The organism is Halorubrum xinjiangense (assembly GCF_900102375.1).
Classification (GTDB): domain Archaea; phylum Halobacteriota; class Halobacteria; order Halobacteriales; family Haloferacaceae; genus Halorubrum; species Halorubrum xinjiangense.
On sequence record NZ_FNBO01000014.1, the window covers coordinates 20,972 to 46,742 of the forward strand.

The following is a 25,771-nucleotide window of genomic DNA, read 5'->3' on the forward strand; positions in this document are numbered from 1 at the left end:
CTCGGCGTTGCGCGGTCTCCGCCGCGGTCGTCAAGGCTTTTACTCCGGCAGTCGCAGGGCGGGTATGCGACTGCGTACCGCCCTTACGGAGCACGAACGTCGGCGCGGGGAGCGCTACCCGGCGGAGCACTCGATGACCGCCGGCGCGTTCACCGGCGACGACGGCCGACTGGTCCACGTGGGGCCGGACGGGACCGTCCACGACTGTTCGTACTCCCTCTCTGAAGTCGGCGGCGCCGACCGGCTTCGGATGGGGATAACCGCCGGGCGCGGCGTCCGCTGGTTCGACGACCTCGAGACGACCCGCCAGCACTACGACGGCGACACGCCCCTCGTCGAGACGGAGTACGACGCCGGCCGCTACACCATCCACCAGTTCGACCTCGTCGTGAGCGACACCCACCTCACTCACGTCGAACTCCGCGGCTCGCCGCCGGCAGACGCCGAGCTCGTCGCCGCCTACGCGTTCTCGCCGGACATGGTCGAGGGCCGCGTCGGCAACATGGTCCACGACGGCGCCGGCCCCGACGACGGCGGGGTCGTCGAGGTGTACCACCGGACCGAACACGACTTCCTCACCGCCTCCACCGGGCTCTCGAACGCCCACGGGCAGCGCCTGCGGACGATCCCGGAACTGCTCGGCGAGGCCGACGACGGCTTCCCGCACCGCGGCGAGATCGACCGCCGCGAGGACTCGCGGCTCACCCCGGACGTCGTCGTCCGCGCGCCCTTCGAGCGCGACGGGCGCACCGAGCGCGTCACGCTCGCCGGCCGCGCGGTCGTCGACCGCCGGGCGGCGCGCGACACCGGTGACGACGCGAAGGACGCGCTCACCGACGGGATCGACCGCCAGCGCCGCATCGAGACGGTCTCGAACATCGCGACCGCCTACCCCGACGCCGACGACCTCCGCGAGGCCGCGGACGGTCGCGGCCCGAATGTCCCCGAGGACGCTCCGCGTCGCTCGGTGATCGCGAGCGACCTCCGCGCGCTCGATCTGCTCACCGCGGAGTCCGGCGCGCGGATCGCGGCCCCGGAGTTCGACCCGTTCTACTCCACCTCCGGCGGCTACGGCTACACGTGGTTCCGCGACGAGGCGACGGTGTCGACCGCGCTGCTCGACGCGAGCGACGAGCTCGGCCTCGACGCCGACGAGGAGCTGCTCGCGGCCGCGAGCTTCTTCTGCCGGACGCAGGACGCAGACGGCTCGTGGCCGCACCGCGTGTGGGCCGACTCCGGGAAGGTCGCGCCCGGCTGGGCGAACGCCCGGATCGAGGGCGCGAACGCGACGCCGGGCCCCAACGACCAGCTCGACCAGCCTGCCACCGTCGTCGCCTTCCTCGCGACGCTGCGCCGCGAGGCCGACCTCCCCGCCGAGTGGCGCGACCGGATCGACGAGACGATCGCCGACGCCGTCGAGTTCCTCTTAGAAACGACCGAGGACGACGGGCTCCCCCGCCGCTGTCAGAACTGCTGGGAGAACGCGCTCGGCCGGTTCACCCACACCGGCGCCGAGTACCTCCGGGCGTTCGCCGCGGTCGCGCGCGCGCCGGTCGACGAGGACCTCCGCGCCGACGCCGCCGACGCCGCCGAGGCGGCGCTGTCCGGACTGGACGCACGGTGGAACCCCGACACGGAGCGGTTCCTCCAGCGCGCCAGCGACGAGAGCCGGGACGCCCGCGCCGACGCCAGCACCTTCGCGCTCGCGACCGCGGCCGCCGAGTACGCCGCCCTGCTCGACGACGAGTCCGAAGCGGGCGACGACGCGACCGCTGCCGCCGCGACCGGCGACGACGCGGCCGACGAGGACGCGGCGACGACCGACGGCTCCGGCCCCGCCGGCGTCGACTCCGTCGCGACGACCGAGTTCGACCGCTTCCTCGACCGCGTCAACACCCACGTCCGGCAGTCGATCGACGCGCTCCATCGCGAGACCTCTTCGGTGGAGGGGCTCGTCAGGTTCACCGGCGACGACTGGCGCACGGCCGAACAGGGCGCCGCGAAGGTGTGGTCCATCGCGACGCTGTGGGGCGCGACCGCCGCGGCGACGCTCGCGGGCGTCGTCGAGGAGCGCGGCGGGGCCGCGGGCCCGCTGTTCGCGGACGCGCGAGATCTCTATTCTCTCTGTGAACCCGACGGGCACTTCGTCAACGAGGCCGGGCTGTTCGCGGAGCAGGCGTTCGACGACGGCGACCTCGACAGCGCGACCCCCATCGGGTGGTCGCACGCCCTCCGGATCGACGCGACGGTGACGCTGGCGAGCCACGGGGAGCTCCCGGTCCCGCACGACCGCGAGACCGGCCCCGAAGCGGCGCCCCACTGGACGACCGGCCGGAAGTTCGGCGTCGGAACGCCCGCGGACTACGAGTCCGACGAGCCGGTGCCGGTGTGGTTCACGCTCACCGAGGGGGCGCTCACCGAGGCGCGATTCCCCCGGATCGACGTGATGAACGTCCGGACGTTCGACTTCCTCGTCGCGGATCCCGACTCCGGCTACGCGATCCGCACGTTCGACGAGACGGGGCACGTCTCGGCGACGCAGACGGTCGAGCGGACGACGGAGCCGGCGGCCGACGACGCGCTCGCGTACGTCCAGACGATCCGCGAGACCGGCGACGGCCACGGCCACAGCTGGACGCTCACCGTCGAGTACGCGGTCGACACCGACGGGACGGCGATCCTCGCCGACGTCCGCTTCGAGGGGAGCCGCGAGTACGACGTGTTCGCCCTGGTCGACACGACGATCACGAACGTCGGCACGAACGACCGCGGCGAACGCGTGGGCGACGCCGACGGCTACCACCTGATCGCGCGCAAAGACGACGACCGCGATGCGGGCAAGCTCGTCGACGACGACGGCGACCCCTTCGAGGTCGCGCTCGCGCTCGACAGCGCCGGCGGCTTCGACTGGGCGAGCGCGCTCGCGGCGGGCGGCTACGAGATCGACGCGCTGTTCGCCGAGGGAGAACGCGGCCCGGGGATCACGGAGGCGACCGGCAACGTCGTCCTCGCCGGACTCGTCGGGAGCGGGACCGCCGTCTCGGACACGGTCGCGCTCGGATTCGCCGAGAAGGGCGATACTGCGGCCGCACTCGGCGAGGCCCGCGGCGCCATCTCGCGTGGCTTCGACGACGCCGCGAACGCGTACGCCGAGACGTGGCGGTCGTGGCTCGCCGACCGCGACCTCCCCGACTCGGTCGCGGACGACCCGGACCTCGCGGCACAGTACCGCTTCGCGCTGATGACGCTGGCGGCCGTCGAGGACAAGGCCCACGACGGGGCGGGGATCGCGAGCCCCTCGGTGCCGTGGGGCGAAACGGAGTACGCCGCCGAGGACCGTGGCTACGGCTACAACTTCGTCTGGTCGCGCGACCTCTATCAGGTGTTCACGGCGCTGATAGAGATGGACGAGCTCGAGCGCGGCGCCGACGCCTTAGCGTACCTGTACAACACCCAGCAGGACGCCGACGGGTTCCTCCCGCAGAACACCTACATCGACGGGCGGACCCGGTGGGGCGGCGAGCAGATGGACAACATCGGGTTCCCCTCGGTGATGGCGTGGCAGCTGTACGAGCGCGGCGTGACGCTCGACGACGCGGACTACACCTACGACCAGGTGGCCCGCTCGCTCGACTACATCGCCGAGAACGGCCCCGAGACCGCCCAGGAGCGCTGGGAGGAAGAGGCTGGCTACTCGCCGTCGAGCATCGCGGCCGAGATCGCCGGCCTCGTTTGTGGTGCGGCACTCGCCCTCGCGGAGGCCGACCGACGGGACGAGTCCGGCTCCGGGAGCGACGCCGCGGAATCGTCCGACTCGCTCCGCGCCGACGCGCTCGCGTGGCTCGCGCTCGCGGACGACTGGACGGCGCGCGTCGAGGAGTGGTGCGCGACCGCGACCGGAACCGACCGCCACGGCCGGACCCCGTACTACATCCGGATCACGGCCGACGGGAACCCCGACTCCGGCCGCCCGCGGACGATCGCCAACGACGGCCCGACGTACGACGAGCGGGAGATAATCGACGGCGGCTTCCTCGAACTCGTCCGGCTGGGGATCAAGCCCGCCGACGACCCCGTCGTCCGCAACTCCGTCTCGGTCGTCGACGACTCGATTCGCGTCGACACGCCTCACGGCGCCGCCTGGTACCGGTACGTCGGCGACGCGTACGGCGAGATAGCCGTCGGCGACCCCGGCGCGCCCTGGGCCGGCACGGGCGACGGCCGCGGGCGCCTCTGGCCCATCTTCACCGGCGAGCGCGGCGAGTACGAGCTGCGCGCCCGCGCCGACGGGCCGGACGCCTTCGGCGGCACCGACGAGGACGCGCTGGAACCGGAGACGCTGCTGGAGACGATGGCCGGCTTCGGCAACTCCGGGCTAATGCTCCCCGAGCAGGTGTGGGACCGCGAACACCCGACGAAGTACGGCTGGGAGTTCGGCGAGGGCACCGGGGGCGCGACCCCCCTCGCGTGGTCGATGGCCGGCTTCGTCCGGCTGGCACACGGCGTCGACGCGGGCGAGCCGGTCGAGACGCCGACCGCCGTTCGCGACCGCTACGTCGAGCGCGACCGCCCCGCAGGCCCCGACCTGACGGCCACCGCCGAGTTCGTCGAGGACTCGGTCGCCGTCGCCGGGGAGACGGACGCCGAGCGCGTGGCTGTCCACACGCGAAAGACCTCGCGGCTCGTGACGCCCGACGACGACGGCGCGTTCGAGGTGGACCTCGACGCCGACACGGACGCCGACACCGTCGTGGTCGCGGCCGCGACAGACGACGACTTCGAGGCCGCCGGCACCGCGGTCGAGCGGCTGCGCCTCTAGCGCTGGCGTTCGGTTTCTTCCCGGCTCGCCTCACCCGAGTGCGACCACGTCGACTTCTCGGACGTCGCCGTCGACCTCGATTTCGACCGTCGAGCCGACGCGCTCTCGGACGCGCTCGCGCCACCTCTCGACGGCCTCCGCGTGTCGCTCTCGGCGGGTTTCGAGGTCGGCGTCCGGATACTCGCTCGCGGTGTCGTCCGGCTCCGGGTACGGCGGAACCTCCGCGACGAGGTCCCGGGGATCGACGTGGAGGGGTGCGGGCGCGTCGGCGGAATCGGCTGAGTCCCTTTCGCCGCCTTCGTCACTGCCCGCGTCGAGCGCGTGGAGGCGAGCGCGCATTCGTCCGGAGAAGGGCGGTGTCGCGCGGAGGACGACATCGCGGTCGCTCCGGAGGGTGGCCTCGAGGGCGTTCGCCACGTCCTCGCGGTGGACCGCGATCGACCGGATCCGGTCCGGTCCGGGGTCGCGACCGCGTTCCTCCTCAGTCATCGTTCGCCGCCCACTCGGCGTCCGACAGCGTTCGCTGGACCGCCTCCTCGCCGACCGCGCCCGCGAGGTGCTCGAAGCCGGCGCGGACGCCGCGGTCGCCCGCGTTCGCGACCAGTCGCGAGACGATGAACTCCGGCGTCGACTTCCCGACCGTCTCAAACCGCGGCTGGTAGTCGACGCGGAGCTCCAAGTCGTTCGTCAGCCCCTCGGCGAAGATGCCGTCGATCCGGGCGGCGTCGGGCAGCGGACTCAGGTCCTCGGCGAGGTGCGTCACGTAGACGCCGAGCGCGCCGCGGTCGACGGTGAGCGTCACCAGCCCGTTCAGCAGGTCGGCGGCGCGCCCCGGCTCCGTGATCGCCTCGAACTCGTCGACGAGCATGAGCGTGCGGCCGTCCGCGACCAGCGGCGGGACGACGGACTTCAGCGTCGACTCCAGCACGCCGGCGTTGAACGAGGCGTGCCGGCGGTGGAAGACGATCCGGTCGAACGTCCCGACCTCGGCCGCCTCGGCGGGCACGGGCAGCCCCATCGACGCGAGCAGCGCCACCGCACAGAGGGTCTCCAAGAGCGTCGTCTTCCCGCCCGAGTTCGCCCCGGTGAGCACGCTCACGCGGTCGCCGGTCGGCGGCGCGTCCGCGCTCGCGACGCCCGCCTCGTCCGCGAGCGAGTGGGAACCGACGCCGTAGGAGACGGGCTGGACCTCCCCGCCGAGGAAGGGGTTCCGCGCTCCCCGCACCGCGATGCCGTCGTCGACGAGCGTCGGCCGGACGTGGCCGTTCTCGGCCGCGAACCGCCCGAGCGACAGGAGAAACGCGGCGTCGGAGGTCGCCGTCGCAGCGCGGGCGACGGTCGTGTCGCCGTCGCCCGCGGCGGTGCCGTCTTCGTCGGCCTCCGGTTCGTCTCCGAGCCGTTCGCGGATGTCCGCCGCGACGGCGGCCTCACGCTCCTCGACCGCCGCTTCGAGCTCGACGACGAGGTCACGGAGGGTTCCCGAGACGAAGTCGGCCGCGTCGAGCGCCTCGTCGGGCGCCGCGGCTCGCACCGTCGCCGGCTCAACCCCCGACTCGCGCGCGACGTGCTCTATCGTCGCTGCCTCCAGCGCCTCGAAGTCGCGGAGGCTCCCGTCGCGGACCGATTCGAGCACGTCGAACGCTGAGTCCGCGAGGTCGCGCGCGGCCGACAGGTGCTCGCGCAGCCGGTCCAGTTCGTCGTCGGCGCCCGTCGCGATCTCGATGTCGTCGCCGTCGAGCCCGCCGGCGGGGTCGATCGAGCCCCGCACGTCGGCGAGCGCGTCGGCCGCGTCGCGCAGGCGATCGCCGTCGAGCGCGCCGACGTCGGCGAAGGGGCCGTCCGTCAGCCCCGCCTTGCGGAGCACGACTGCGGTCTCGACCGCGGCGAGGTCGGAGCCGTCGGACTCGTCGTACCCGGCGAAGGCGTCCACCACGGCCTCGCGGTCCGCCTCGTCGAGGGCGGCCCACGCGTCGCGGGCGGCGACGACCCGATCCAGTCGCTCCTCGACGGCGTCGCGGTCGAGCAGCGGGGTCAACACCCGGATCCGGTCGGCCGCGTGCGCGGTCAGCGCCTCGCCGGCCGCGAGCGAGAGGAGGTCGTCGTACACCGAGCGTGCGTCCCCCGTCGCGAGGACGTCCATCCCGGCCTCGCCGTTCGCCCGGCGGAGGATGCGGGTCGCGCGGCCGCGGTGGAGACCGGCGTCGACGAGCGCTCGGACGTCGGCCGACTCGATCGCCTCGACCGCCCGCTCGGTCCCGAGGGCCTCGGCGAGCCGCTCGCTCGTCTTGGGCCCGATCCCCCAGTAGTCCTGGAGTCGCATACTCCGTGGTGTCGCCCCGGCGTCTTGGCGCTTTCGTCGCCCGCGCCGTCACTCCGATCCCCGACGGCCGCGTTCCCCTCGCTTCCGCCACGGCAGCGTTCATTCCGCTCCGGGCCGTACCCGTCGCCATGGCGACGGAAATCGCGGACGGCGTCTGGCGGTTCGACTGCCGCGGGGTCAACGCGTACCTCGTCTTCGATGACGTGCCGACCCTCGTCGACGCCGGGACGCCGTGGGACGAGGAGACGATCCGCCGCGGCCTCGACGAGGCCGGGGTCGGGGTCTCGGGGATCGGTCGCGTCCTGATCACTCACTACGACCTCGACCACGTCGGGACGCTGGCGGCGCTGGCATCCGACCTCGACGCGCCGGTCTACGCCTACGGCTTCGACGCGCAGCTGCTCCGGGGGGCTCGGCGGCCACCGTTCCGCAATCATAAGGGACTCATCCAGCGGCTCGGCGGCCGCCTCACGGAGCGGGCAGACCTCGACGTGGTCGGCGTCCGCGACGGCGAGGCGATCGGGTCGTTCACGGCTTACCACACGCCCGGCCACACGCCGGGCCACGTCGCGTACGTTAGCGAGGAACTGGGCGTCGGGCTCCTCGGCGACCTCGTCTCCGAGTCCGACGGCGAACTGTCGCCCTCCGGCTGGCTGATAAGCTACGATACGGACGCGGTCGCGACGAGCGTGCGCGGGCTCGCGGCGCGCGCTCCGCCGTTCGAGGTCGCCTGCGTCGGGCACGGGGACCCGCTCGCGTCGGGCGGGAGCGAGGCGCTGGCCGCGCTCTCGGCGCGGGTCGGATAAAAGTCGATCCGCTCGTCTACCGCGACTGCCGGTAGATGAGGTTCCGCTGGATGTCGTTGGCGCCCTCGTAGATCACCGGGATGCGCACGTCGCGGTAGACGCGGGCGATGCGGCGGTCGGTGAAGTTCGACCGGCCGCCGTGGAGTTTCATGCCCTTCTCGGCGCAGTCGGTGGCCACCTCGGTCGACTTCGTCTTCGCGAGCGCGGCCCAGTAGCCGGCGTCCTCGCCGTTTGCGACCTTTTCGCACGCGCGCCAGTTGAGCGCGCGCGCCGACTCGAACCCGATCCGCATGTCCGAGATGGTGTGCTGGACGGCCTGGAAGTCGTCGATGGTGCGGCCGAACGCCTCGCGGTCGCTGATGAACGCCTCCGCCTCTTCGATGGCGGCGGCGGCGAGGCCGAGCCCGTGCCCGCCGACGATGACGCGCCCGTGGTTGAAGAAGTCCGCGAGGACGTAGAAGCCGCCGCCCTCGCTGCCGACGACGTTCTCCTCGGGGACGAAGCAGTCCTCGAAGACGATGTGGCCCTGCTTGGACGCGCGCATCCCCATCTTCTCCGGGATGTGTTCCGCCTCGTAGCCGTCCGAGTCGGTCTCGACGATGAACAGCGTGTAGTTCGAGTAGCGGTCGTCGCTCTCGCCGGTCTTCGCGTAGACGGTGAGCCAGTCGGCCTCGACCGCGTTGCCGACCCAGTACTTCTCGCCGGTCAGCTCGTAGCCGCCCTCGACCTTCTCCGCCTTCGTCGTCATGCCCGCGAGGTCAGAGCCGGTCTGCGGCTCGGAGACCGCGAGCCCCGAGATCTGCTCGTTCTCGGCGATCGGCCGGAGGTACTTCTCTTTCTGTTCCTCCGTCCCGTAATCCTCGACCATCTCCGCGCCGAAGCTGGCGAGCTGGAGCGTGAGCGCGATACCGGCGTCAGCGCGATAGAACTCCTCGGCGATGGCGAGCACCTGCGCGAGGTCGAACCCCTTGCCGCCGTACTCCTCGCCGATGTCCTGGGCGACGAGCCCGGCGTCCATCCCCGCTTCGAGGACCTCCCAGGGGTACTCGCCCGACTCGTAGTACGACTCGGCGTTCGGGGCGATGTACTCGTCGGCGAACTCGCGGGCCTCTTGTTTGACGTCTCGCGCGTGCTCCGGCACGACGCTGTCGTCGAGTAACTCCATACCGCCACTGCGGCCCCCGCGAACAAAACCTTCGTGGAACAACGAAGAACGCCGTGTGAGTTTACCCTCGTGGGCCGTGTCGGCTGTTCCTCTCAGGCGCCTTCCTTGTCGCCGCCGCCCGAATCGTCTGCGGCGCCGGTGTCGACGGTCTCCGCGGCGTCAGCGGCGTGGTCACCCGATTCCGACGCGACCTCGTCGGCGTCGGCGATGTCGACCCCATCGCTTTCGGTAACGTCGTCCCCGTCGCCGCCCTCGATAGCGTCCTCTTCGCCGCCGCCCTCGATAACGTCTTCTTCGCCGCCGCCTTCGCCCGTCGAGTCAGATTCAGGTTCCGGGGCCTCCGCCTCGTCCGGCGTCCGTGACTCGGACTCCGCCGGCGGTTCGGCGGGGTCTGCCGGCTTGAACCCGGCCGTTTCGAGGTCCGCGTCGAGGCTCGCGCGCGGGTCCGCGCCGCGCTCGTGGAGGATGGCGCGCGTCGCCTCCCTGTCGACCGTTCCCGAGACCGTTCGGGGGAGCTCCTCGACGTAGGCCACCGTCTTCGGGAGCTTGAACCCCGCGAGTCGGTCGCGGGCGAAGTCGACGAACGCCGCCTCGTCGACGGGCGCGGGGCCGATGCCGCCGGCCTCAATGGCCGGCTCCGGGGTCTCGGTGTCTGGTTCTTCCGTCTCGCCGTCCGACTCCGCGCCCTCATCGTCCGCGGCGTCTGCTTCTGGGGCGTCTCCGCCTGCGGCGTCTGCTTCTGGGGCGTCTCCGTTCGCTCCGGAATCGCCCGCCGAGGGGTTGGGATCCGAAGCGGTGTCCGTCTCGGCCTCGGCCGACACCGACGGGAACCGGTCGCCGACGGCCACGAGGGCCGCGACGCGCTCGCCCCACACCTCGTCGTCGAGCCCGACAACCGCCACGTCGTCGACCTCGGCGTACTCCCGGAGCACGTCCGCGACCTCCCCGGGTTCGACGTTCTCGCCGCCGCTGATGATCCGGTCGTCGACGCGGTTGAGCACGTGGAGGTAGCCGTCCTCGTCGAACCGTCCGACGTCGCCCGTGTGGAGACCGTACGGGCCGAACTTTGATCTGTCGAGGCTCTCGGAGCCGATCCCGTTCAGGTCGACCGCGTCGGTGGGAGACGCGTCAGTTTCGTCGATTGCGTCCGGAGCAGGCGCGTCGCCTTCGTCGGCGCCTTCCGTGGAATCGCCCCCGCTCTCGGCGAGATACCCCGGTGTGATCGTCGGCCCCCTGACGACGATCTCACCGGTGTTGCCCGGCTTGGCCGGATCGCCGTCGTCGTCGACGACCGTCACGTCGGTGCCGAAGAGCGGTCTCCCGACCGTCCCGATCCGGCCTCTGGTCTGTCGGGGCGTCGCGGTCGTTATCTGCGAGGCGGCCTCCGTCATCCCGTACGTCGGGTAGACGGGGACAGAGTAGTCGCGACACCGCTCTATCAGCTCCCCCGGCGCGGGCGCGCCCCCGAGCAGGACCACGCGGAGCGAGTCCGACAGCGTCCCGCGTCTGTCGAGCATCCGGCGGAGCATCGTCGGGACGAGCGAGACGCCGGTCACGTCGTACGCGTCGATGTCGTCGGCGGTGCCGCCAGCGTCGAACCCCTCGCGCAACACGAGCGTGGTCCCGTACAGCACCGACCGGTACACCGGGGCGAGCCCGCCCATATGGTGGAGCGACAGCGACACGAGCCATCGGTCGTCGGCCTCGACGCCCAGGCGGAACGCGGAGGCGACCGCCGAGCTGTACACGTTGCCCGCGGTCAGCGGCACGGGCTTGGGCTCGCCGGTGGTCCCCGAGGTGAACAGCACGCAGAGCGGGTCAGCGAACCCCCACTCCGGCGGGTCGAGCGACGCGGGGTCGACGTCATGGATCCCGGTGACCGCGGGGCTCGTCGGGTCGTCGACGGAGTAGACGGGGACCCCCTCGATCTGCGACGCCGCGTCGGTGGCCGTCGGCTCTGTCGGCTCCGCGCAGACGACCGCGTCGAGGTCGGTCCGATCGATCCGCGCCGCGATCTCGCGCGACGTCAGCTCCTGCCCGAGCGGCACAAACGTCGCGCCGATCCGCATCGTCGCGTGGACGAGCCCGACGGTGCCCACGTACGGGGGCGTGAGCACGCCGATTCGGTCGCCCGCTCCGAGTCCGTGGGCCCCGAGCCGGCCCGCCGTCTCGGCGACGAGCCGGTCGAGGTCGGTGTAGCTCCACGCTTCGCCGTCCTCGGCGCGGACGAGAGCGGTGTCGTTCGGCGACGAGACCACGCGGTGAGAGAGCCAGTCGCGCATCGGTGTCACCCGCGTCCGCCGAGCGCGATGCGGTTACTCATCCGCCGGCTGCCGCACGGTCAACACCGGGACGTCCGAGGTCCGGACGACCCGCTCGGTGACGCTTCCGAGGAGGTAGCGGTCGAGCCCCTTCCGCCCGTGGGTCCCCATCACGACGACGTCGATGCCGTGCTCGTCGACGTAGTCGTGGATCGACCGGTAGGCCGTCCCCGACGTGACGCTGGTGACGCAGTCGACGCCGGCGTCCGCGGCGGCGTCGGCCACGCGCTTCGTCGCCTCCGCCCCCTCCGATTCGAGCGCCTCGACGACGACCTCCGCGCCCGCTTCGAGGCTGGAGTACGCCGCGCCGTCGACGACGTACAGTGCGTGGAGGCGCGCGCCGTACTGCTCCGCGAGGTCGATCGCGTGTTCGATCGCGGCGTCCGACGCCGGGCTGCCGTCGGTGGGAACGAGGATCTCTGAGTACATCTCACTCCGTGGTACAGCGGGTATCGATTAAAAACCCGATCAACTTCTCGAACTGTAGTAAGGAACGAATACCGCCGTCTCGATCGGCTCCCCGTCCTACCGGAACCCCATCGCCTCGATCTGCTCTTGGTACCGGTTGCGGATGGTGACCTCGGTGACCTGCGCGACGTCGGCGACCTCACGTTGGGTCTTCTTCTCGTTACAGAGCAGCGAGGCCGCGTAGATGGCGGCCGCCGCGAAGCCGGTTGGGGACTTCCCGGAGAGTAACCCCTGTTCGGCGGAGACGTCGATGATTTCGGTCGCCTTCGACTGGACCTCTTCGGAGAGCTGGAGCGCGGACGCGAACCGGGGGACGAACTGCTTGGGGTCGACCGGCTTCAGCTCGAGTCCCAGCTCCTGGGAGATATACCGATACGTTCGACCGATCTCCTTTTGCGGCACCCGCGAGACGTCCGCGACCTCGTCGAGGCTGCGGGGGATCCCCTCCTGTCGGCAGGCGGCGTACAGGGCGGCGGTGGAGACGCCCTCGATGGAGCGGCCGCGGATCAGGTCCTCGTTGAGCGCGCGTCGATAGATGACGGACGCGACCTCGCGTACCGAGCGGGGGACGCCGAGCGCGCTCGCCATGCGGTCGATCTCCGAGAGCGCGAACTGGAGGTTGCGCTCGCCCGCGTCTTTGGTTCGAATCCGCTCCTGCCACTTCCGGAGGCGATGCATCTGCGAGCGCTTCTCCGAGGAGAGCGACCGCCCATAGGCGTCTTTGTCCTTCCAGTCGATCGTCGTCGTCAGCCCCTTGTCGTGCATCGTCTCCGTGATCGGGGCGCCGACGCGCGATTTCGACTGCCGCTCGTTGTGGTTGAACGCGCGCCACTCCGGGCCGCGGTCGATGTTCCGCTCGTCTAAGACGAGCCCGCAGTCCTCGCAGACGAGCTCTTGGTCGGCGTCGGTGACGATGTTCTCCGAGTCACACTCCGGACAGGAGACCGTCGATTCGTCCGTTTCCTGCTCCGTGTCCCGCTCCTGTTGCCGCTGGCGACTCGGACGTTCCATTAAAAGGTTTGTGGTCAGTCGCGTATTTAAACCTTATCCACGTCTATTAACGATCCTGATGGTTCTCGGTTCGTTCTAATCACGGGATATCGGCTCATAGGGCGCGCATACTGGCAGTATCGAGAATCTATCGGGTATCCGTCGACGACGGCGGCGGCGCTTCCGCGGTCCACCGTGACGCACGAAACGTGACCGTGAGTTGAGGTCGGATTCGCCGCGCCGTTCGCAAACCCCGGGCCCAGTTTAGACTCCGTCGTTCGTCGCCGGTTGCCTGCCCATTGACCGCCGTTTACTCGCCGTTCGCCCGCCATATCCGTCGATTTCGGCCCCGATGCGGTCCGATTCCCGACGCCAAAATATTACTATCAAACATCTATAAAGACTTTTGTATTACCTATGCCAATAGGTCGGTATGAGTACCACCTCGTCCCCGGGCATCGAACGCACGCTGCGCGGCTGTCGTCCCGCCGACGTCGACCCCGTCGTCATCGACGCGGCGGACTTAGACAGCACCGCGCCCGACCACCTCCGCGACCTCAAGCGGGGGCTCGCCGCCCGCGGCTACCAGCCCGCCGCGGTCGCGGCCGAGGCGACGTTCGACGCCGAGAGCACGCTCGAACGCCAGCGCGAGGCCGACCGGCTCCGCGGGCTCGTCCGCGCGGCGTCGTTCCTCGGCGCCGGCCGGGTCGAGGTCAGCGTCGACGGCGAGGCGTCCAAGCAGGCCCGCACCGCCCTCGCGGCGCTCGCCGAGCGGGCCGACCGCGAGGGCGTCGAGTTCGTCCGCGTCGACGGCGACAGCGCCTGACCGATGGCGACGAAGCGGTCGCTCGCGACCAAGCTTGGCGTCGTCGCCGGCTTCGAGCGTCCAGACGCCGCCCTCGAACAGTACCCGACGCCGCCGGAGCTGGCCGCCCACGTCGTCCACCTCGCCGACCTCCACGGCGACGTCGAGGGCCGGACCGTGATCGACCTCGGCGCCGGCACCGGGATGCTCGCACTGGCCGCCGCGCTGCGCGGTCCGGCCCGCGTCGTCGGCCTCGAACTCGACGGCGGCGCGCTCGCGACCGCCCGGGCCAACGAGCGCCGGGTCGCAGCCAGCGCCCCCGTCCACTGGGTCCGCGGCGACGCCACGCGCCCGCCGCTCGCCATTGCGGAGCCCGCGACCGTCGTGATGAACCCGCCGTTCGGCGCGCAGGATGGCAACCGCAACGCTGATCGGGAGTTCCTCGCGGTCGCGAGCGACCTCGCGGACGTCTCCTACTCGGTCCACAACGCCGGAAGCCGGGAGTTCGTTGAGGCGTTCGCCGCCGACGAGGGCGGGGAGGTCACCCACGCGTTCGCGGCGGAATTCCGGATCGACGCGCAGTTCGACCACCACACCGACGAGGCGCGCGAGATCGACACCGAAGTGTACCGGATCGAGTGGGCGTGAGACGCGCGGCTCCCCTTCCCCGCGAGGCGACCGATGCGGGCTACTGCCGGCCCTCGTAGCGCTCCCGCTGCGCGACCCGCACGCGCGTCTCGCCGCGCTCCGCGTACAGGACGTCGCTCTCTCTGACGAGTTCGACGCCCCGGAGCGTCACCGACTCGTTCGCCGCCGGGAGCGGCGCGCTCGCGTTGCCGCCCGGACCGTCGACCCGCAACTCGAATCCCCCTCGCGTCGCCGCGACGGTGACGTTGCGGCCGTCGATCCGGGGCTCGGCCCGCGCCGGCTCGCTCGTGAACAGCGTCCGCCTGGTCTCGTTCCGTATCGCGTCGACCCGGTAAGTCGGACCGCCGTTTGCGGCGACCCAGCCGACCCGCTGGACCCAGACGGTCTCGCGCCAGCCGGCGCCGCCCACGTCGACCGCGCGGTACCCCCAGAACGCGAGGTTCCCCTTCGAGACGGCGGTCGTCCATATCTCGCGGTCCGGGTCGCTGACGATCACCCCCGAGGTGTTTACCGAGGTCGAGCGCCCGAACGCCTCGACGTCGACGACGCCCACCAGCTGGTCTTCCACATCCTCCGCGTAGGTCACCTGATACCCCTCCACCTCGATCGGGTCGCCTGGGAGGTCGCCGTCGTCGACGGCGACGAGGTTCGGGACGACGCCCGGCCCGGCGACAGCCGCCAGCGACGCGACGAGCAGGAAGAGACCGATCGCCGCCGGCATCGCCGACCGGACCCCGCCCCGGATCGTCTCGGGCTCCGGAACCGCTCGACTCGGCCACAGGGGCTCGTCCCGCGAGACGGCCGCGACGGCGACGACCGCGGCCAGCAGGGCGAGCAGCCCGACGCCGACCGCGCGGTACAGCTCGTACCGCTCGTTGCCGAGGTACCAGTACACCGCCCACAGCCGGCGCGAGGCCCCGAACAGCAGCACCGCGCCGAAGACGACGGCCGCCGACCGCTCCGTCGCGTCAGTGCCGGACCCGTCGCCGTCCGCGGTCGCGAACGGGTGGTACCGCCACCGCCCCGCGGTCGTGTGCGGGTCCGCGTGGTGGTCTCCGCCGTTCGACCTCCGGGCTCGCCGTCGCAGGAGGACGACCGCGACCAGCGCGCCGCCGATGAGGCCGAGCGCGTGCCCCTGGATCGCGACGTTCGCCCACCCTGGCACGCCGTAGGAGGGGGACGCCTCCGCGAACGCCACCGGGACGCGGACGGCGTCGTAGAGGACGCTGACGAGCGTCGTCCCCGCCATCGCGACGACCGCGGCGACGGGGCGCGAGACGAGCGCGAACCCCCAGTACGCGAACACCACCACGGAGAAGCCGATCACCGGCCCCAGCGCGAACAGCGCCGAGAGGAGGCCGAACGCGACGGCGGCGCTGGGGACGATCAGGAACGCCCGGACGTAGGGGTTCGCGGCGGGCGACTCGACGGCCGCCACCCGGCTCGGCACCGCTCGGATTCGCTCGGGGAGTCTCCGCAGGCGGCTTGGGAGCCGCCGGAGGCGGACGGCGAGCCGGTCCCCCTCGTCGACCTCGCGTCCGGTGGGGAAGTGGCCGTACGCGTACTCGGCGAGCCCGCCCGCGACGAGCGCGGAGAGGAGGTTTCCAGTGATGTGCCCGCGGCCCGAGTGTGCGAAGCTAGACCAGAAGAGGCCCTCCGGGTAGAAGTACGACCACGACCGGAACGGGATCACGACCGGTCGGTTCGGGTCGTCGACGCCGGACTGGACGAACAGGTACACCCCGAGCACGCCGGCGATCACGACGAGCGTCCCCCACGGGACGCCGAGGAGGAGCCGCGCGCGGAGCGCCCGCGTTCGGCCGGCGCCCGCGCGGTCGACGAGGAACACCGCGGCGAGCGCGACGACGACGGCGACGCCCCCGGCGGCGAGGTGAACGGCGTCCGACGTCAGCGCCTCCGCGACCATATCAGGGTCGAGGGGGCCGCGCGCACATCAATACGGGGGTCGATCCGGGGGTAAAGCGATCCCCGAGATCAGGAGAGCAGCCCGAGCGCTCGGCGCGTCAGATCTTGTTCTCGGCGTCGTCGGCGAGCTCCTCCATCCGCTTGCCGACGCGGCCGGCGGGCGAGAACTCGTCTTCGCTCATCGCGTTCGCTAAGGCGTTGCCGAGAACGAACACGGCGTGTTTGTGCTCGCTCTTCGACTTGTGGACGTGGGAGGGGTCGACGTCGAGCTCGTCGTAGGGGTCGAACAGCGAGCCGTCGACGGACTCCTGCGCGCGGAAGTGCTCCATGATCGTCACCATCTGTTCGTGAAGCTCGAGCAGCTCGTCCTTGTGCATACCCACCGATACGGGTCGTAGGCCCTTTAAGGGTTGTTGAGGTCGAGACGCACGGTTTCGGCGGTCGAGCCTCGGGAAAAACGGTCGCGCGGTCAGAAGACGTACTCGTCTTCGTGGCCCATCATCCCCTCGTCTTCGAACCCGTTGGAGTCGTCGTCGTCCCTCGGGCCGCTCGTCTTGTACGCCTTGATGCCGGTCGACAGCAGCTCCTCGACCGCCTCCTCGCGGTTGAGGAACTCCCCCTCCTCGACCATCTGGGCGATCTGCATCTCCAGATGCTCCGGCACGGTTATCTTCACTCGTGGCATTTGCTGTGCGGGTCTTGTGGGATGGCGTATATAAAATTGGCGTCGGAGATCCGTAGATTTGAAAACTCAAAACGACGGTTCAAAAGTTCATTTTTGATGTGTTAAACATTTATTTGAGAAGTACGAACCAAATAAATCCAAGCCCTCCGCAGTCGGCGCGTCGCTCCCGCGAGTGCGGCGCTCGCGGGCAGCTGCCCGTCTCCGAGAGCGACATCCATACGTCGGTCCGGGCCGAACCGGATGCTATGACCGAATCCGGCGTCGACGCCGCCGAGGACCTCACCGACCTCTACCGCGAGTACGGCGACGACCGGCTCCCGCCGGGACAGCGCGAGACCGACGGGTTCCCGGTGCTCTCGAAGAGCGGCACGCCCTCGTGGGACCCGGAGACGTTCGAGCTCGAGGTGTGGGGCGCCATCGAGGAGTCGCTCTCCCTCTCGCTCGACGAGTTCCGCGACCTCCCGACCGTCACCCAGCGACAGGACTTCCACTGCGTGACGGGGTGGAGCAAGTTCGACTGCGAGTTCACCGGCGTCGCGTTCGCCGACCTGGCCGAGCGCGCGGAGGTCCGCGACGAGGCGGAACACGTGATGTTCCACTCGCTGGACGGCTACACGACCGACCTCCCGCTCGACGAGTGTACGAAGCCGGGCGTCCAGCTCGCGCACGGCTTCGACGGCGACGACCTCCCGGCCGACCACGGCGGCCCGATCCGGGTCGTCACGCCGCACAAGTACGCCTACAAGGGCGCGAAGTGGGTCTCGGGCGTGGAGTTCCTCACCGAGCCCGAGCTCGGCTACTGGGAGAAGCGGGGGTACAGCGACACGGCGAACCCCTGGAACGAGGACCGCTACAGCTAACTGCGGACGGTCGCGGCTTGGATTCCTTTTTCAATTCTCGCTCGATTTCCCCCGTGCGCCCCGCCCCGATAGTCAGGATAAAGGGTCCCCGGCCCCGACTTGATACGTATGAAACGGGCGCGCTCTCGGTCGTCGCCGCCGCTGGTCAGCCGGACCACGGCGGTCGACGAACCGGCGTTCGCGGCGGCGTTCGACGCGCTCCCGTCGCCGCGCACGACATGGAGCGCGCCCGACGACGCGCTGGTGCTCGGCGGCGGCGCGGCGGCGACGCTCACCGCCGCCGGCGGCGACCGGTTCGGGTCGATCCGGGAGGCGGCTGCGGAGCTGTTCGAGTCCGGCGACGTCCACGCCGGCACCGAGGCGGCCCGCCCCCGCGTGTTCGGCGGGTTCGCCTTCCACGAGGGCGCCTGCGACGGCGAGCCGTGGGGGCCCTTTCCCGAAGCGCGGTTCGTGTTACCGCGGGTCCAGCTGACGGTCGCGGACAACGGCGCGTGGCTGACGGTCAACGCGGTCGGCGACGACGCCGACGTGTCCGCCGTCGAGGACCGACTAGCGCGCGAGGTCGACCGGTTCGCCGCGCTCGACCGAAGCGACGACGCGGCCGCGGCCTCCGCCGCTTCTCGCCCGCCCCGCCCGGGAATCCGTGAGAGCCGCCGGACGACGAGCCGCGAGGCGTGGCGCGACAGCGTCGGCGCCGCCGTCGACCGGATCCGCGCCGGCGACCTCCGCAAGGTGGTGCTGGCGCAGGCGCTGGAGGCCGACCTCGCGGCCGACTTCCCGCGCGCGGCGACGCTCGAACGCCTCGCCGAGAAGTACCCCGACTGCCACCGCTACTGGTTCGAGCCCGACGCCGGCGACAGCGCCTTCTTCGGCGCCACGCCCGAGCGGCTGGTCTCGCTGCGCGGCCGGACCGTCGAGACGGACGCGCTCGCCGGGACGACCGGGCGCGGCGAGACGCCGAACGAGGACGAGTGGCTCGCGCGGGAGCTGCTCGACGACGAGAAGAACGTCCACGAGCACGAGCTCGTCGCGGAGACGGTCCGCGACCAGCTGGAGCCGTTCGCGGCGTCGATTGCCGCGGGCGAGCGCCGGGTCCGCCGGCTCGCGACGGTCCAGCACCTCCACACGCCGATCACCGCCGAGCTCGACGCGGACCGGCACGTCCTCGAACTCGTCGAGGCGCTCCACCCGACCCCCGCCGTCGGCGGGCTGCCGCCGGACCGCGCGCTGGCGACGATCCGCGAGACGGAGCCGTTCGACCGCGGCTGGTACGCCGCGCCGGTTGGCTGGATCGACGCCGCGGGCAACGGCGCGTTCGCGGTCGCGATCCGCTCCGCCGTCGCGAGCCCCCGCCGCGCAACGCTGTTCGCGGGGGTCGGCGTCGTCTCCGACTCCGACCCCGACCGCGAGTGGGACGAGGTCCAGCTGAAGTACCGCCCGATCCTCGACGAGCTGGAAGGGGACGGCGCGGGCGGTTCGCTCGATCAGTAGCGCGGCACCGTCACTGGAACATCTTCAGCGGCTCCGCCTGCGAGCTCTCCTCTGTCGCCTGTCGCATCTGCTCGGCGAGCTGCTGTTTCGCGTCCCGGATCTCGGTCGCCTGCTCGACGAGCCCGTCGGTCGGCGTCTCGATGCCGGCGATCGGGTCGATCCCGTCGGCGATGAGCACGCGCGCCGCCTCGGGATCGGGGAACTGCGGGTCGGACTCGACGACGAGCCCGACCGCGTCGCGGCCGTCCTCCAGCGCAGCCGCGAGCATCGCGCCCGTGGGCCCGGAGACGAGCCCGGACTCGGACGGGTCGGACACCTCGGCGCGACCCAGCGCCTCGCCGCCGTCGCCGGTCGCGATCCCGTACAGGTCCGGGGGCGCCTCATCCTTCTCGCGCCCGAGCCCCGACAGGAACACCGGGAACAGGTCGACCTCGTCGAACCACGAGCCGAGACACGCCGCGACCTCCGTCGCCGCGCTCGGGTTCACCGGCACGTCGCTGCGGAGCGCGACGAGGTCCTTTCCGGCGTCGGCGTACAGCCGCACCGGCGTCGTCGCGGCCGTCTCGGACTCGCGGTAGACGGTCACCGGCGGGAGCCCGTCGCAGTGGACGTTCGCGTAGTGGGTCATCTCGTGGACGTCGATCAGGTGGTCGGTCGCGATCTTCCCGACGAGCCCGACGCCGGGGAACCCCTCGATCAGCGTCGGCTCCTCCAGCGAGACGTCGTCGTCGAGGACGGAGATACGTGCCATGCGCGTCGGTACGCTCGGGGCGGACCTAAAGGTGGGGCGCGGGGCGGTTCCGGGTACGGGCGAGGCGCGTCGCCGCCCGAGTCCCGAAACGGTCTAACGGCCCGGCGCGAAAGGAGGGGCATGAATCCGCTCGACCGATACGAATCGCTCGTCGACGACGTCGACGCGTTCCGAGCGGCGTGCGACCGGTCCCTCCCCTCGGTCGTGCGCGCGAACGGGGTCGCGGCGTCTCCCGACCGCGTCCGCGAGGCGTTCGACGAGTCGGGCGTGGCGTACGAGCCGGTCGACTGGCACGACGGGCTCTTCCGGCTGCCCGACGGGAACCCCGGCGGCAACTGGCCGTACGTTCACGGCTGGACGCACGGCCAAGAGGAGGTGTCCGTGCTGCCGACGCTCGCGCTCGACCCGCGGCCCGGCGAGCGGGTCTGGGACGCCTGCGCGGCCCCCGGCAGCAAGACGACCCAGATCGCGGACGCGATGGACGACGAGGGGACCGTCGTCGCCAACGACAACAACCTCGGGCGGCTCTCCGCGCTCCGGCACAACGCCGAGCGCCTCGGGATCACGAACACGATCGTCACGAACCAGGACGCGCGCAACTTCTCGACGAAGCCGCTGGCGTTCGACGAGTTCGACCGCGCGCTCGTCGACGCCCCCTGCTCCTGTGAGGGCACCTGCCGGAAGAACCCGGACGTGCTCGACCAGTGGACGCTCGACCACGTCCACGCGGTCGCGGGCATCCAGAAGGGAGTCTTAGCGCGAGCCGTCCAGGCGACCCGCCCCGGCGGGACCGTCGTCTACTCCACGTGTACGTTCGCGCCCGAGGAGAACGAGGCCGTCCTCGACCACGTCCTCGCGAACGAGGACTGCGGACTGGTCGCGTTCGACCTGCCGCTCGACACCGACCCCGGCGTGACCGAGTGGGAGGGCGAGACGTACGACGAGTCGGTGACGCGCGCGAAGCGCATCTACCCGCACCGCAACGACACGGGCGGGTTCTTCTGCGCGAAGCTGCGCGTGGGCGGGGAGGGCGATGGAAGCGACGGCGAGGGGGTGGCCGCATGAGCGACGACGCGGCGGCCGCCGGCGAAGCGGCGAGCGACGCCCCCACCAACGACGGCCAGCAGTTCGACCGGTTGCCCGAGACGCCCGCCGACCGCGAGGTCCAGGGTCGGGCGAGTCGCGCGGAGGTCCTCGACTGGTGGGCCGAGCGGTTCGGGATCGGCGAGGGAGTGTTCGAGGAATACGGCTTCTGGGAGAAGGGGGCCGGGAAGATCTGGGTCTTCAACGGCGAGGCGACCGACCCGAGCGAGGTGGAGGCGGTCGGGATGACGTTCCTCCGGACGCGACAGGAGCACTGGAAGCCGACAGGGCGGGCGGTCTCGCGGTTCGGGGCGCACGCGACGAAGAACGTGATCGAACTGGACCCGGAGCAGGCGTCTCGGTTCGCTGCCGGGGACGACCAGGACATCCCGGAGTGGGACGGCGACTGGGGGTACCTGATCGCGACGCACGAGGTCGCCGGCGAAAGCGTGCCTATCGGAGTGGGACTGTACTTATACGACGAACTGCGCTCCGTGGTCCCGAAGGGGAGTCGCGCGGATCTGCCCGTCGTGGAGTGACTGAACGCGTTAAACAACCGATTTGCTGCTTATAAATGGCTGATTCCGGATCGACGGAGAACACCTCCAAAGCCCCAGCCGCGAGGGCGGCGCACGCTCGTTGCGCGCTTCAGTCGCTCACTTCGTTCGCTCCTTCCAGTGCTTACGTCGCCTGCGCCGCCCTCGCGACTGCCCCTTTGAGTCCCGCCCCGCACCGCACCGCGACCGCGCCTCACGCCTCCCCAGCCTCGTCAGTCGCCGTCGCTTCGCTCCGGCGACTGACTCCCTCGCACGTGCTCCTCGCGGCCGCCGATGGCGGCCACTCGGAGGCGCGCGCCACCGCATCGGTTTAAATATTCTATTCCGATTTCTCCCGGACCGTCCCGCCGCCGAGCCCCTCCCACTCGACCCGGTAGCCGAGCCGCGAGAGGGCCGCGCTGGCGTCGTCGACGCCGTGCTCGTCGAGAATCGCTTCGGCCTCCGAGAGCGCCATGCCGGCCTCGATTTCGGCGTCGATGGCATCTAACACCGCGGGGCGCACGAGCGTCCGCCCGATCCGCTCGTGGTCGGGGAACGGCTTGTCCTCAATCGCGTCGACGCTCACGCCGTACTCGTCGGCGAGGGCGTCCAAGTCGATCGCGTCGGCGTCCGGCGAGAGGGAATCGGGAAGGTCGGCGGCGGCGTCCGCGACGAACTCGGCCTCGAACTCGCGAAGGACGTCGACCACGTCCTTCACGCGGACCGCTCCCGAGTAGGTGACGACGCGGTGGTCGCGTGCGGCGATCTCCTCGCCGACGCCGAGGCTCTCGTCGACGGCCACGAGCAGGTCCACGTCCTCCACGTCCGCCAGCTGGCCGAGCTTCTTCTCGACGTACTCGGGGGTCCAGAAGCCCATCACCTCGAAGAAGAGCCGGAAGTCGGCGTGTTCGTAGTCGAACGCGAAGTCCGGGATCATGACGCTCGCGCCGGTCTCCAGCGGTTCCGGCTCGCGGACGAGCGCCCAGTCGAGGTCGAGCCCCCGGAACCGCCCGGCGAAGTCGGCCTCGACCCCGCTGTCGAAGTCGGGCTCCGCCACCGGCTCTACGTCCGGCACGGTCACGTCGCCGTCCGAGAGGCGCATCGTGCGCTCGCGGCCGCGGTCGTCGATTGTCGCCTCCAGCGACCACTCCGCGGACTCCGCGACGGTCCGAAGTAGTCTGGCGAACGCGGTCCCGTAGCGGCGCGTGCGTGAGAACAGCCGGTCCGGGCCGGTAACGACGAGCTCGCGCCCCTCCGGCGTCTTCTCCACCTCGTACATCAGCCGGAGGCGCTTGACGGCGGAGACGAGACGTTTGGGGTCGTTCGACCGAACCCGGACCTCGGTGGCGTCGAACAGCGCGGTCTGGGCCAAAGAGAGGTCGTACTGCTCTAGCAGCGAGTCGGGGTCCCAGCGCACGTCGGCGTCGACGAGGACCTCGTTGACGTCGCGGTCGGCGTACAGCGACGCCTCCACGTCTCCGGCGTCGATCCCGAGCGCGTCGGCCGCGCGGTCGACAGCGGTCTCGCGCTCCGCCTCGCTCGCGACGCCGACCGCCTCCGCGGCCTCGAACGCGGCCCGCCGGACGCGACGCGGCGGGACCGGCGCGCGCGTCTCGAACTCGCACTCGCGCTCGACGAGCGCCGCGAGCCCGCGGACGAGCTTGAAGTCGCCGTTCCGCGCGGCGGCGTCGGCCTCCAGCGCCGCCAGCGCGTCGTCGAGGTCGCCGCGGCGCTCCCCGATGTGCGACTCGAACGTCCCGAGGACGCGGGCTGCGAGCGGGCGGTGTTCCCGTCCCGTGAACTGCGGGCGGTAGCCGCCGCCCGCCCGTGAGACGCGCAGGAGGTCCTTCCGTAGCACGGAACGGGGTACGCCGCGCCCGGCCTAAAACGAGCGGATTCGGCTCCCCGAACGTGTGGTCGCGGTGGCGCGTGCCTGCGAGCGGCCGACAGGCCGCGAGCAGCACGCGCGAGGGACGCGGCGACCGGAGGGAGCCGCGAGGCTGGGGAGGTGTGAGGTGCTGTGCGGTCGCGGTCGGGTGGGACTCGAAGGGGCAGCCGGGAGGGCGGCGCAGGCGACGCAAGCACCACAGCGAAGGAGCGAACGAAGTGAGCGACTGAGCGAGGCGCGCAGCGAGCGTGCGCCGCCCTCCCGGCTGGGGCTTCGGTGGTGTCACTCGTCTATTTATCAGATTGGACTCCTTCATACGACCGAGCGGCCGAGGGCTTGGGGTTCGTGTCGTCGAGGCGGGAAACGAGGTGTCGTGTGATCGAACCCGTGGCGCCGACGCTCGCTCTGCTACAGGTACGCGCCCCTCTCATGTATCGGTGCGACACGCTTAACCCCGAAACCCGTCGATCGAAGAGTAATGAGTACCGACGCGGCAGGTGACGCGGCTGCCAAAGGGGAGTCCGACGCCGACTCGGAGGCGTTCGTCCGCACCTGCGAGCACCTCGTCGAGCGCATCCTCGACGGCGAGATCGAGCGCGACGACCTCGAGCGCGCCAAGCTCGACGCCTGCTCGGAGTTCGGCTCCCCGAAGGTGCCGAAGAACACCGAAATTCTGGACCACGCGCCCGCCGAGGCTCGTGACGACGTGATCGAGGTGGTTCAGCGCAAGCCCGTCCGGACGGCCTCGGGCGTCTCCCCGGTCGCGATCATGACCTCGCCGGAGCTGTGCCCGCACGGGAAGTGCCTCTACTGCCCGGGCGGCCCGGCCTCGGAGTTCTCCTCGGCGCAGTCGTACACGGGCCACGAGCCCGCCGCCGCGCGCGGCGAGCAGAACGACTACGACCCGTACGGACAGGTCACCCTCCGACTCGAACAGCTCCGGAAGATCGGCCACCCAGTCGACAAGGTCGAGCTCATCCTCATGGGCGGGACGATGACCGCGCGCTCGCACGACTACCAGGAGTGGTTCGTGAAGCGCGCGCTCCAGGCGATGAACGACTACGACCTCGAGAAGGAACCCGAACCCGCCGAGGGCGAGTCGTTCGCGCCCGCCCCCGAGGAGACTTCGTTCGAGTACCTCGAGGACGTGATCGCCGAAAACGAGACGAACGCGATCCGCAACATCGGGACGACGTTCGAGACGAAGCCCGACTGGTGCGACCCCGAACAGATCGACCGCATGCTCGACCTGGGCGGCACGAAGGTCGAGGTCGGCGTCCAGACCACCTACGAGCGCGTCAACCGCGAGATGCACCGCGGGCACGGCAACGAGGCGAGCCGGAACGCCAACCGCCGCCTGCGCGACGCCGCGTTCAAGGTCGGCTTCCACATGATGCCGGGCCAGCCCGGGATGACGCGGGTGATGTGCGTAGAGGACTTCCGCCAGCTGTTCGACAACCCCGACTGGCGCCCCGACTACCTGAAGATCTACCCCACCCTCGTCGTCGAGGGGACCCGCGTGTACGACCGCTGGCGCCGCGACGACTTCGACCCGCTCACGAGCGAAGAGGCGGCCGACCTCGTCGCCGAGGTGATGGGCCTCATCCCGAAGTACACGCGGCTCCAGCGCGTCCAGCGCGACATCCCCGCGGACTTCATCGACGCCGGCGTCCAGAAGTCGAACCTCCGCCAGCTCGCGGCCCAGCGCGCCGAGGAGAAGGGTATCGTCCAGCGCGACGTCCGCGCCCGCGAGGTCGGCCACAACGACGCCGACCCGGACCCGGACGACGTCGAACTCGACGTGCTGACCTACGAGGCGGGCGGCGGGACGGAGCACTTCATTTCGTTCGAGGACCCGGTCCGCGACCTCCTCGTCGGCTTCTGTCGCCTGCGGTTCCCCTCGTTCGCGCCCGATCAGCCCGGCGCGCCGGGCACCGAGAGCGACCCGATCCGCCCCGAACTCGAAAACGCCGCCTTGGTCCGCGAACTCCACGTGTACGGCAACGAGGTCGGCATCGGCGGCGACGGTGACTGGCAGCATCAGGGGTACGGAACGCGGCTCCTCGAACGCGCCGAGGAGCTATCCCGTGAGGCGGGCTACGAGAAGGTCGCGGTCATCTCCGGCATCGGCGCCCGCGAGTACTACCGGAACAAGCTCGGCTACCGGCAGGACGGGCCGTACGTGTCGAAGCGGCTGTAGCTGGAAAAA

20 protein-coding genes are annotated in these 25,771 nt (G+C 71.0%); 9 read left to right on the plus strand and 11 right to left on the minus strand.

The features are described 5' to 3' along the window. The first annotated feature begins 64 nt into the window (after positions 1-64). Positions 65-4,819 carry a glycoside hydrolase family 15 protein gene (locus F3H13_RS13835; RefSeq protein WP_188128078.1) on the plus strand — a complete coding sequence of 1,585 codons (4,755 nt, stop codon included), beginning with the start codon at positions 65-67 and terminating at the stop codon, positions 4,817-4,819. A gap of 30 nt (positions 4,820-4,849) precedes the next feature. Here the strand turns inward: F3H13_RS13835 and F3H13_RS13840 are convergent, their stop codons facing one another. Both F3H13_RS13840 and F3H13_RS13845 read right to left on the minus strand, forming a co-directional pair. Next, entirely contained in the window at positions 4,850-5,308 is a 459-nt protein-coding gene (locus F3H13_RS13840) for a hypothetical protein (RefSeq protein WP_149799593.1), read from the minus strand. After that, on the minus strand, positions 5,301-7,139 hold the full coding sequence (locus F3H13_RS13845) for a MutS-related protein (RefSeq protein WP_149799594.1): 1,839 nt from the start codon (positions 7,137-7,139) through the stop codon (positions 5,301-5,303). Before F3H13_RS13845 ends, F3H13_RS13840 begins: the two co-directional genes overlap by 8 nt. 128 nt (positions 7,140-7,267) lie before the next feature. On the opposite strand from F3H13_RS13845, the gene F3H13_RS13850 reads away from it, so the two are divergent. Further along, entirely contained in the window at positions 7,268-7,945 is a 678-nt protein-coding gene (locus F3H13_RS13850) for an MBL fold metallo-hydrolase (protein ID WP_149799595.1), read from the plus strand. Positions 7,946-7,961: 16 nt separating this feature from the next. On the opposite strand, the gene F3H13_RS13855 is transcribed toward F3H13_RS13850, so the two are convergent. From F3H13_RS13855 to F3H13_RS13870, 4 genes are all read right to left on the minus strand, one after another. After that, on the minus strand, positions 7,962-9,110 hold the full coding sequence (locus tag F3H13_RS13855; protein WP_149799596.1) for an acyl-CoA dehydrogenase family protein: 1,149 nt from the start codon (positions 9,108-9,110) through the stop codon (positions 7,962-7,964). Positions 9,111-9,202: 92 nt separating this feature from the next. After that, the gene (locus tag F3H13_RS13860; protein WP_149799597.1) at positions 9,203-11,392 is read right to left on the minus strand and encodes an AMP-binding protein; all 2,190 of its coding nucleotides are present in this window, start codon (positions 11,390-11,392) and stop codon (positions 9,203-9,205) included. Positions 11,393-11,425: 33 nt separating this feature from the next. Then, entirely contained in the window at positions 11,426-11,860 is a 435-nt protein-coding gene (locus tag F3H13_RS13865; protein ID WP_149799598.1) for a universal stress protein, read from the minus strand. A 96-nt stretch (positions 11,861-11,956) separates the two neighbouring features. Continuing rightward, positions 11,957-12,910, minus strand: a complete 954-nt coding sequence (locus tag F3H13_RS13870; protein WP_006113981.1) for a transcription initiation factor IIB — start codon at positions 12,908-12,910, stop codon at positions 11,957-11,959. A gap of 412 nt (positions 12,911-13,322) precedes the next feature. Between F3H13_RS13870 and F3H13_RS13875 the strand changes: the two genes are divergently transcribed. Further along, on the plus strand, positions 13,323-13,715 hold the full coding sequence (locus F3H13_RS13875) for an apurinic/apyrimidinic endonuclease family protein (RefSeq protein ID WP_149799599.1): 393 nt from the start codon (positions 13,323-13,325) through the stop codon (positions 13,713-13,715). Positions 13,716-13,718: 3 nt separating this feature from the next. Further along, on the plus strand, positions 13,719-14,342 hold the full coding sequence (locus F3H13_RS13880; protein ID WP_149799600.1) for an METTL5 family protein: 624 nt from the start codon (positions 13,719-13,721) through the stop codon (positions 14,340-14,342). Positions 14,343-14,382: 40 nt separating this feature from the next. Here F3H13_RS13880 and F3H13_RS13885 read toward each other — a convergent pair whose 3' ends face one another. From F3H13_RS13885 to F3H13_RS13895, 3 genes are all read right to left on the minus strand, one after another. Then, positions 14,383-16,269 (minus strand): rhomboid family intramembrane serine protease, encoded by a 1,887-nt coding sequence (locus F3H13_RS13885; RefSeq protein WP_149799601.1) that lies wholly within the window; start codon positions 16,267-16,269, stop codon positions 14,383-14,385. A gap of 97 nt (positions 16,270-16,366) precedes the next feature. Continuing rightward, positions 16,367-16,645: a UPF0058 family protein gene (locus F3H13_RS13890; protein ID WP_053771458.1), complete on the minus strand. Its 279-nt coding sequence runs from the start codon at positions 16,643-16,645 to the stop codon at positions 16,367-16,369. Positions 16,646-16,737: 92 nt separating this feature from the next. Then, a complete protein-coding gene (locus F3H13_RS13895) occupies positions 16,738-16,953 on the minus strand; it encodes a ribbon-helix-helix domain-containing protein (RefSeq protein ID WP_004598554.1) in 216 nt (71 codons plus the stop codon). Positions 16,954-17,198: 245 nt separating this feature from the next. Here F3H13_RS13895 and F3H13_RS13900 point away from each other — a divergent pair, with 245 nt between their 5' ends. Both F3H13_RS13900 and F3H13_RS13905 read left to right on the plus strand, forming a co-directional pair. Beyond that, positions 17,199-17,813: a sulfite oxidase-like oxidoreductase gene (locus F3H13_RS13900; protein WP_149799602.1), complete on the plus strand. Its 615-nt coding sequence runs from the start codon at positions 17,199-17,201 to the stop codon at positions 17,811-17,813. 108 nt (positions 17,814-17,921) lie between these two features. After that, a complete protein-coding gene (locus F3H13_RS13905) occupies positions 17,922-19,304 on the plus strand; it encodes an isochorismate synthase (RefSeq protein ID WP_149799603.1) in 1,383 nt (460 codons plus the stop codon). 10 nt (positions 19,305-19,314) lie between these two features. Here F3H13_RS13905 and F3H13_RS13910 read toward each other — a convergent pair whose 3' ends face one another. Beyond that, positions 19,315-20,055: a proteasome assembly chaperone family protein gene (locus F3H13_RS13910; RefSeq protein ID WP_149799604.1), complete on the minus strand. Its 741-nt coding sequence runs from the start codon at positions 20,053-20,055 to the stop codon at positions 19,315-19,317. A gap of 120 nt (positions 20,056-20,175) precedes the next feature. On the opposite strand from F3H13_RS13910, the gene F3H13_RS13915 reads away from it, so the two are divergent. Then, entirely contained in the window at positions 20,176-21,120 is a 945-nt protein-coding gene (locus tag F3H13_RS13915) for an RsmB/NOP family class I SAM-dependent RNA methyltransferase (RefSeq protein ID WP_149799605.1), read from the plus strand. Beyond that, positions 21,117-21,677 carry a DUF7122 family protein gene (locus F3H13_RS13920; RefSeq protein ID WP_149799606.1) on the plus strand — a complete coding sequence of 187 codons (561 nt, stop codon included), beginning with the start codon at positions 21,117-21,119 and terminating at the stop codon, positions 21,675-21,677. The genes F3H13_RS13915 and F3H13_RS13920 overlap by 4 nt, the downstream gene beginning before the upstream one ends. A 337-nt stretch (positions 21,678-22,014) precedes the next feature. On the opposite strand, the gene F3H13_RS13925 is transcribed toward F3H13_RS13920, so the two are convergent. Then, complete coding sequence (locus F3H13_RS13925; RefSeq protein ID WP_149799607.1) at positions 22,015-23,532, minus strand: DUF790 family protein; 1,518 nt, start codon at positions 23,530-23,532, stop codon at positions 22,015-22,017. Between the two features lie 508 nt (positions 23,533-24,040). Here F3H13_RS13925 and F3H13_RS13930 point away from each other — a divergent pair. After that, positions 24,041-25,762 carry a tRNA uridine(34) 5-carboxymethylaminomethyl modification radical SAM/GNAT enzyme Elp3 gene (locus F3H13_RS13930; protein WP_149799608.1) on the plus strand — a complete coding sequence of 574 codons (1,722 nt, stop codon included), beginning with the start codon at positions 24,041-24,043 and terminating at the stop codon, positions 25,760-25,762. The last annotated feature ends 9 nt before the right edge of the window (positions 25,763-25,771 follow it).